The sequence below is a fragment of the Pseudomonas sp. Sample_10 genome, from assembly GCF_004321495.1.
Lineage (GTDB): Bacteria > Pseudomonadota > Gammaproteobacteria > Pseudomonadales > Pseudomonadaceae > Aquipseudomonas.
In genome coordinates, this window is the sequence record NZ_RCOE01000068.1 from 1 (window position 1) to 7,818 (window position 7,818).

7 protein-coding genes are annotated in these 7,818 nt (G+C 60.8%); 1 reads left to right on the forward strand and 6 read right to left on the reverse strand.

Annotation, left to right across the window (positions count from 1 at the left end):
* From D8U18_RS06930 to D8U18_RS06955, 6 genes are all read right to left on the reverse strand, one after another.
* Positions 1–671, reverse strand: a 671-nt coding sequence (locus tag D8U18_RS06930; protein WP_131107329.1) for a DUF58 domain-containing protein, incomplete at its 3' end; no start/stop codon positions are given.
* Positions 668–1,669, reverse strand: a complete 1,002-nt coding sequence (locus D8U18_RS06935; protein ID WP_056852689.1) for a MoxR family ATPase — start codon at positions 1,667–1,669, stop codon at positions 668–670. The genes D8U18_RS06935 and D8U18_RS06930, both read right to left, overlap by 4 nt.
* The gene (locus D8U18_RS06940; protein ID WP_130905912.1) at positions 1,666–2,835 is read right to left on the reverse strand and encodes a DUF4350 domain-containing protein; all 1,170 of its coding nucleotides are present in this window, start codon (positions 2,833–2,835) and stop codon (positions 1,666–1,668) included. Before D8U18_RS06940 ends, D8U18_RS06935 begins: the two co-directional genes overlap by 4 nt.
* Positions 2,832–4,376 carry a DUF4129 domain-containing protein gene (locus tag D8U18_RS06945; RefSeq protein ID WP_131107330.1) on the reverse strand — a complete coding sequence of 515 codons (1,545 nt, stop codon included), beginning with the start codon at positions 4,374–4,376 and terminating at the stop codon, positions 2,832–2,834. Before D8U18_RS06945 ends, D8U18_RS06940 begins: the two co-directional genes overlap by 4 nt.
* Positions 4,363–5,340: a stage II sporulation protein M gene (locus D8U18_RS06950; protein ID WP_131107331.1), complete on the reverse strand. Its 978-nt coding sequence runs from the start codon at positions 5,338–5,340 to the stop codon at positions 4,363–4,365. The genes D8U18_RS06945 and D8U18_RS06950 overlap by 14 nt, the downstream gene beginning before the upstream one ends.
* Entirely contained in the window at positions 5,337–6,062 is a 726-nt protein-coding gene (locus tag D8U18_RS06955; RefSeq protein WP_056852686.1) for an RDD family protein, read from the reverse strand. The genes D8U18_RS06950 and D8U18_RS06955 overlap by 4 nt, the downstream gene beginning before the upstream one ends.
* A gap of 185 nt (positions 6,063–6,247) precedes the next feature.
* Here D8U18_RS06955 and sbcB point away from each other — a divergent pair, with 185 nt between their 5' ends.
* Complete coding sequence (gene sbcB, locus D8U18_RS06960) at positions 6,248–7,678, forward strand: exodeoxyribonuclease I (RefSeq protein ID WP_131107332.1); 1,431 nt, start codon at positions 6,248–6,250, stop codon at positions 7,676–7,678.
* The last annotated feature ends 140 nt before the right edge of the window (positions 7,679–7,818 follow it).

Below are 7,818 nucleotides of genomic sequence, written 5' to 3' on the forward strand. Positions count from 1 at the left end.
CGGGCGGTGGCTTTCCAGTCGATCTGGCGCAGGCTGTCGCCCTCGCGAAATTCGCGCAACTGATGAAACTCCAGACCCAGCCCCCGGCGTTGTCGCTGGCGCACGCCGAGTTGGCTCAGCCAGTTATCCACCGCCAACAGTTGACCGCCGTAGAGGCGGGCGAAGTCGGGATAGACACGGGTGTGATCGGTCAGCTTCAGCAGGCGTTTGTCTGACCACAGGCCCAGGGGGCCAGGCAGGTTGACTTCGCAGCGTTCGAAACTGAAGTGGCCGCGGCTGACCGGACGCAGACGATAAGCCATAACACTTTGCAGGCCGGGTTGCAGCGCCACCGCCAGTGGCAGGTTTTCGAAGCACAGGCCTGGCGGCACGTGGTCGAACAGGCGTATGTCCAGCGGTTGGGCGAAGTCGTGTTCGACCGTCAGTCGCACTTCGCTCCAGCGACCGAGTGCCAGGCTGCCGGGCATCTGTCGTGTGATCCGTGGGGAGGGCAGTCGCTTGAGGCGAATGGCATCGAGCAACGCCAGGGCCAGTAGCGCCAGCAGCAGGCCCCAGTTGATTCGCGACACAGATGCCGGCAACGCAACATCCAGCGCCTGCAACGCGCCCAGCACGATGCCGATGGCCAGCAGCACACCCAGCCATAGCAACAGCAGGCGACTTGGTTTCACAGGCGCGGCGCCGGAACTTGGTCGAGTAATTGTCGCAACACCTGATCGACCTCCAGACCCTCGATATCCAGCTCCGGGGCGATGCGCACGCGATGGCGCAGCACCGCCAGGGCACAACCTTTTATGTCATCCGGAATCACGAATTCGCCGCCGCGCAACAAGGCCCGCGCCCTGGCGCAGCGCACCAGCGCGATGGAAGCCCGAGGCCCGGCGCCAAGGGTCAGGCCCGGCCAGCTGCGGCTGGTGCGGGCCACGCGGACGGCGTAGTCGAGCACCTGGTCGTCCAGTGGCAAGTCGCTGGCGATGCGTTGCAGCGCCAGCACGTCCTTGGCTTGCAGCACCGTGCGCAGCGGTTGCACATCGAGCATGTCGGCGCGGGTCGAACGGCTGACCTGACGCACCATGTTCAACTCCTGTTCGGCGTCGGGGTAGTCCATGCGCACCTTGAGCATGAAGCGATCCAGCTCGGCTTCCGGTAACGGGTAAGTGCCTTCCTGTTCGATGGGGTTTTGCGTGGCGAGCACCATGAACGGTTGCGCGATGGGCAGGGCACGGCCTTCGAGGGTGACCTGGCGTTCCTGCATGGCTTCGAGCAGCGCCGCCTGGGTTTTCGCCGGGGCGCGGTTGATCTCGTCGGCCAGCAGCAGGTTGGTGAACAGCGGCCCTTTGCGCAGTTTGAACTGCTCGGTCTGAAGGTCGTACACCGCATGGCCGGTGACGTCGCTGGGCATCAAGTCAGGGGTGAACTGAATACGCGCGAATTCCCCACCGAAACAGCGTGCCAGCGCCCGCACCAGCAAGGTCTTGCCTAGCCCCGGCACGCCTTCGAGCAACACGTGCCCCCCGGCAATCAGCGCCGTGAGCACATCGTCAATAACGCTGTCCTGGCCGATTACGGCTTTTTGCAGTTCGACGCGTATCGCCTGAGCCAACTGGCTGGCGCGCTGTCGTTGTTGAGCGGCATGGCTGGGTGCGTCGGGCTCGATCGGTTCACTCATAACGCGTTCCTCAAGGTTTGCAGATGGGCGACCTGGCGGCTGAATTCTGCACTGGAAAGTCGCTGCTTCTTCCGTGGGCTCATGGCCTGGCTGATAGCACGTGTGGGCTGGCCGGTCAGGCGTGAGAGCAGCAGCCATTGTTCGGCAACGCCGAGTTGGTCATAGCCGGGATGGCGTCGTCGGACCCGGCGCAGAATGTCTTGTTGCAGCGTTTGCAGTAGGCTCTGCTGACCGTTGCGTCGCAACATGAAATCGGCACTGGCACGCAGGTGCTCGAGCAATTGTCGGCGCGCTTTCGGTGCCGGTTCCTGCAATGGCCCATGGCGCACACCGACATGCCAGAGCCCCAGGGCAATCAGCGCAAGCAAGGCAACCAGCGCCTGGGGGAAATAACGCAGCAACAAGGTCCATAAACTGTCGTGATCGGTGTTGAACAACAGGGTCACATCGGTATCCGCGGTCAGGTACCACAACAGCCAGGCGTTGTCGTACTGATCGATCGCCGGGGTTTTCCACAAGTCGGCGTCGGTCACCACAATGATCGAGCCGAGCCCGTGGTTGAGTTGCATCATGTGTGTGGCCTTGCCGCTGTTGGCCCAGGCCTGGGCGAGATTCTTCGGGTCTTCGAGATGGAAGGCCGTGTCGAAGCCGGCATACGCCGGGGCGTCTTCGTTTTCCAGGTAGAGCTTGGTCAGTTGCGGATAAGGATCTTTTTCGCCATCGGCCGGCGGCGGGTCCTTGAGGTCCTTGCTCAGGGACTGATGCAGTTGTACCCGGTCGAGCAACAAATCATTGCTTTGCCCGGCCTTTTCATCCCACAGCGACTGGGCGACGAACAACAGGCGCCCTCCGGCCCGGGTCCAGTTCATCAATTGATCAATCTGCCGTGGCGTCATGTTGTAGCGATCGCCCAGTAACAGCAGGCTGTGTTGATGCGGCTCCAGGCTCGGCAGAACGTCGAGGCTATTGGCATGGCCGACGACCAGGCCTTGTTTGCGCAGAAAGTGCTCGGCGGCCAGATAAGGATTGGCCTGTGCCTCGGGCGATGGACCATGATCGATTTCTGCCGGATAGGGCGTGGCCTTGAAATACAGGTACACGCTCAGCGCGACCAGCAGCACCGCAACGACTATGCCGAACGTGATCAGCCACCCGCGCCGGTTCAATGCGCGGCTCCAGGGCCGAACAATGCTCGCCAGCCATCACACAATTCATCCTGCAAATGCGCGGCGGGCAAGCGATGCCCGTAAGCCATGTTCTGCCAATGCCCGGTCAGTTTTTTGCTGAAGGCCAACAACGCCGGTTGTTGCAGTTGTTCGATGCGTTCCAGCACCTGGCCTTCGGTGTCGGCAGCTTTCAGCGCGATGTCGTAATCGTGCAGCAGGTGGCTGAGGAGGGCGCGGTAGAGCAATCCCAGCGCTTCTCGGGGATGGCTCTGCCAGAGGTTTTCGGCACTGGTGGCGACGTCGGCGGGCAAGGTGTCACGGCCAAGATCCAGGCCGAAGGCCTGTTGCGGTGTCGGTCGCGTGGTTTTTTTGCCAAGGCTCGGACGGCGGCTGACAAACGCCTGCAACAGGTCGCGGTAATGCCAGATCAACAAGCCAATGGCGGCGGCCACGATGCCCCACAGCAAGGCTTCGATCAGCGTGGCCAGTGCGCCGAAACGCTGACTGTCAAACAACCCGAACAGTGCCTTCAACCAGGCTGGCGTGTTGTTGTCAGCCGGTGTTTCGGCAGTGTCGATGTCGTCGCCAAAGCGATAACGGATCACCGTTTCCTTGTTCTTGAACGGCGGCTGCTCAAGGATCGCCTTGATGCTGTCGCGGGACGCCTGACTGGTCAGCGGTTGTTCCAGCAAGCGCGGACTGTCAGGCGTTGCCACCGCAGCGTCGGCCCAGGCATCGTGTCCAGTCGGGAGCAACAGGATCACTGCCAGCAAAACCGCGATGGCAGCGCCGTTCAAGCGCTGGCGCATACGGCGGAACACCAGTTCGATATCCCAGGCTTCCAATACAGTACGGCGGTTGAGGTAGAGGCTGAAGCCGCAAGCTACATAGATCGGTTCCCACACCACCAGCACCAGGGCGTAGAAGGCATTGGTCAGATGCTCCAGCCAGCGCCAGTCCTGGGTGGCGGCGGCGATCAGCGATTGCCAGCTCCAGTCGAGTGCGACCTGCTGTGGCAACAGCAGATAGAACAGCACCATCAGGCCGATCCACAGTGCAGTTTCCAAATGCACGCCAATCAGCGTCAGCCACCGTGCCGCACCGGCATCGCGCTGCAACAGCACCTGAATGCGCTGCTGTCTCGCTTCGGCGCTCAGGCCTTCGAGTTGCACCACCGGTAACAGAAAGCTGCGGCTCATGCCAAAGCGTCGCCAGGTCAGGCTGGCCAGCAATTGCGGCTTGAGCAGCCGCGGCCATTGGCAAAGGGCTTGTTTGAGGGTGGGTGTTTCGCCAAATATGGCTTTGGACAGGATGTACAGCGGCAGGCGTTCGAAAGCCGGCTTCAGCCACCAGAAAATGAACACGGCAAGGGATGGCGACTCCCACAGCAAGCCGCTCAGCAGGGCAAAAACCGGCAAGGTGATGATCGCCCAACTGATCATCAGCAGACGTCGATGGCGCTGGCTCAACAGCACGCCCAGGTCCATGGCTTCCCAGGTCGGGCGCGGGCGGATCACCACACTGGCGTCACTCAGGCGCATGGCGGACCCGTCCGGCAAACAGCAGATAAACCGTGACCGACAGCCAGAGCAGCGCGCCCACCAGGTATTTGGTCATGGGCGTTGCTGCCGTCATCGACGACCAATAAGCCTCGATGAACGCCGCAATCAGCAGGAACAGCATCACCCCGCAAATCAGCAACACGCTCTTGCGTGCCGCCAGGCGCAAGGCTTCCGAGCGGGGCAGGCGCCCCGGCGCAATCAATGCCCAGCCCAGTTGCAGGCCGGCCGCCCCGGCGAGGGCGATGGCGGTCAATTCGAAGGCGCCGTGGCCAATCACGAAGGACCAGAACGTTTGCCCGTAGCCGATGTGCGTCAGATGTCCGGCCACCGCGCCGATCATCAAGCCGTTGAAGAGCAGGAAGAACGCGCTGCCCAGGCCAAACAGCAAACCACTGGCGAAGGTCTGAAAGGCGATGCCGATGTTATGCATGATGTAGTAGCCGAACATCACCCAGTCTTCACTGGCCGCGCGTTCCGCCGAACGCCCGAGATGACCGGCTTCGGGGTCGTACATGTTTTGCATTTCGCTGACCTGCTCGGCCGGGATCAGGTTGTAGATCAGGTCCGGGAACAGGTACACCAGCAGCGCAATGCCGATCAGGCTGCTGAAAAACAGCAGGCTGGCGGCAAGCACGAAGCGCCATTGCTCACGGACCAGGCGGGGGAATCCGGCGAGGATGAATGCCAGTACATTGGCCCCCAGGTGGCTGCGATGGCGATACAGTTGTTGGTGTCCGCGCAGGACCTGTTGTTGCAACGAATCGATCAGGAAACTGCTGTAGCCGCGCTCCCGAGCCAGTGCCAGATGTTGGCAGAGACGACGATAGTCAGCCGGGAAATCGCCGACTCCGTCGGCCTTCCTGTCCTGTTCCAGACGTTGCAGCGTGAGGGAAAACTGCTCCCATTCGGCCATGTGCCGATGTTCGAAAAGGCTTTGCTTCATGCCGGGCCCAACAAACCGCGAGCGATGCCGTTGAGTTCAGCCACGGCTTGTGGCGCTGGAACCTGCAACGGTTGCGCCAGGATCGCGGCGAGCTCATTGACCCTCGCAGGCGAGAGTTCGGCCTGGCGTTCGGCGAATCCGAGGATGGCGCGTTGTTCGCTCAGGCTCAGGGTTATTGCCGGGCGGCGCGGTTGGGCTGGCGGTAGCTGGGGACGGGTGAGCGGCTGTTCACGGTAGATCACCAACGTGCCGGCCGCCACATCGCCGAGGCGTTTGAAGCCGGGATGCTGCAGGCAACTGATTGCCCCGAGGAAGTAGCCGAAAGGCAACAAATCGACAAACCGCAGCAAGTTGCGCAACAGCGACGCGGACCAGCCAATCGGTGTGCCATCGTCCTGCACCACGCGCACTCCCATCCATTGCTTGCCCGGTGAGCGGCCTTGGTTAAGGACCTCGAACAGCACCATGTACCACCAGCTCACGCCAAAGATCAGCAGCGAGCCCAGGCCGGCGCCGAGTTTTCCGAGCATCGCCAGGACAATGAACAGCACGCCGAGGATCACGCCGCGCAGTGCCAGGTCGATGGCGAACGCCAGCGCACGCACCATCAGCCCGGCGGGTCGCAGAGGCAAGTCGATGCCTTCAGGCGTTTCAACTTGATACCGCGTATCCAGTGGCGGGGACAGCGTCGCTTTCCTTGGCAGTGCTGTGGTCTCGAGCATGGGCAACCTGATGATGTGGCCTGATCGGGATTGTCTCGTTCCCCGATGCTAGCAGCCTCACTGGGGAAAACGACATAACTATGTATTGCGGTTTGAGTAACCAGGAGTGTTTGAATCACAAGATTACTGGCCGGGGCGGGACGTGAACGCCTAGACTTCGTCGATCTTCAGTTCGGGAAACGCCTGTGACCTCTATCTTCTGGTACGACTATGAAACGACGGGCATCAACCCCCGTTGCGACCGCCCCCTTCAAATGGCGGGGCTGCGTACTGACTTCGATCTCAATGAAATAGACGAGCCGGTCAATCTCTATTGCCAGCCCAGCGACGACATCCTGCCGCACCCGGCAGCCTGCGCGATCACCGGCATTACGCCTGGAAACCTGGCCATGCTGGGGTTGAGCGAAGCCGACTTCATGACCCGCGTGCACGCCCAGTTGGCTGCGCCGGGCACGTGTGGAGCCGGGTACAACACCTTGCGCTTCGACGACGAAATGACCCGCTACAGCCTGTACCGCAATTTTTTCGACCCGTACGCACGGGAGTGGCAGGGCGGCAACAGTCGCTGGGATTTGATCGATGTGGTGCGCGCAGCATATGCCTTGCGTCCCGACGGTATCGTTTGGCCAACAGACGATGAGGGGCGGGTGACACTCAAGCTTGAGCGTCTGACCGCCGCCAACGGCATCGATCACGGCAATGCCCACGAAGCGCTGTCGGATGTACGCGCGACGATCGCTTTGGCGCGGTTGATCCGGGAAAAACAGCCGAAGCTCTATGAATGGCTGTTCAAGTTGCGCAGCAAACAAAAGGTGCTGGACCAGATTCGCCTGTTGCAACCGATGGTACACATTTCCGGGCGCTTTTCAGCGGCACGCAACTTTGTGGGGGTGGTGTTACCGCTGGCCTGGCATCCACGCAACAAGAATGCGCTGATAGTCTGCGACCTGCATCTTGACCCCCAGGGCTTGCTCGATCTGGATGCTGACACGTTGCGTCAGCGCCTCTATACCCGCCGCGATGGTCTGGCCGAGGGCGAGTTGCCGGTTCCGCTCAAGCTCATTCACATCAATAAATGCCCGGTAGTGGCGCCGTTGTCGGTACTTCGTCATGAAGATCAGCAACGTCTTGGCCTGGATATGCCGTTGTATCAGCAGCGTACGGTGCGACTAAGTGACGCGCAGCAAGTCTGGCTGGATAAAGTTGCGGCAATTTATGCCCGTGAGGATTTTTCTGTCAGCCTGGACCCTGAACAACAGTTATACGATGGTTTTATCGGTGACCGTGATCGGCGTCTATGTGAACAAGTACGTTCTGCCGACCCGGCTCAATTAGCACAAGCTCAATGGCCTTTCGATGATGAACGTTTGCCTGAATTATTGTTTCGATATCGCGCACGCAACTTTCCGCAAACGCTGAATCTTGAAGAGCAAGAGCGCTGGAGACTATTTTGTCAGAAGCGCTTGTCGGACCCTGAGTGGGGCGCCCCCAATACCCTGGAAAGTTTCTCCGAGGCCGCAGCCCAAATGGCTGTTACTGCGACAGCGTTTCAGCAACAGGTACTCGGCGAATGGCAGCAACATGTTCTCGGGTTACGCTCACGTTTGAATCTTTGAAATCGAAAACACCCGGAGCCTGAACTCCAGGCATAAAAAAACGCCAGCGATTGGCTGGCGTTATTTTTTGTCGCAGACGGGGCTGGCGGCTTAGCCCAGCAGGGTAGCCCAGCCTTCAACCACGTCACCGCCCCACTTGG

Coding starts and splice junctions, on each gene's coding strand:
- D8U18_RS06935 (WP_056852689.1), bottom strand. CDS start 1,669: ATGAGTGAACCGATCGAGCCCGACGCACCCAGCCATGCCGCTCAACAA.
- D8U18_RS06945 (WP_131107330.1), bottom strand. CDS start 4,376: ATGCGCCTGAGTGACGCCAGTGTGGTGATCCGCCCGCGCCCGACCTGG.
- D8U18_RS06950 (WP_131107331.1), bottom strand. CDS start 5,340: ATGAAGCAAAGCCTTTTCGAACATCGGCACATGGCCGAATGGGAGCAG.
- D8U18_RS06955 (WP_056852686.1), bottom strand. CDS start 6,062: ATGCTCGAGACCACAGCACTGCCAAGGAAAGCGACGCTGTCCCCGCCA.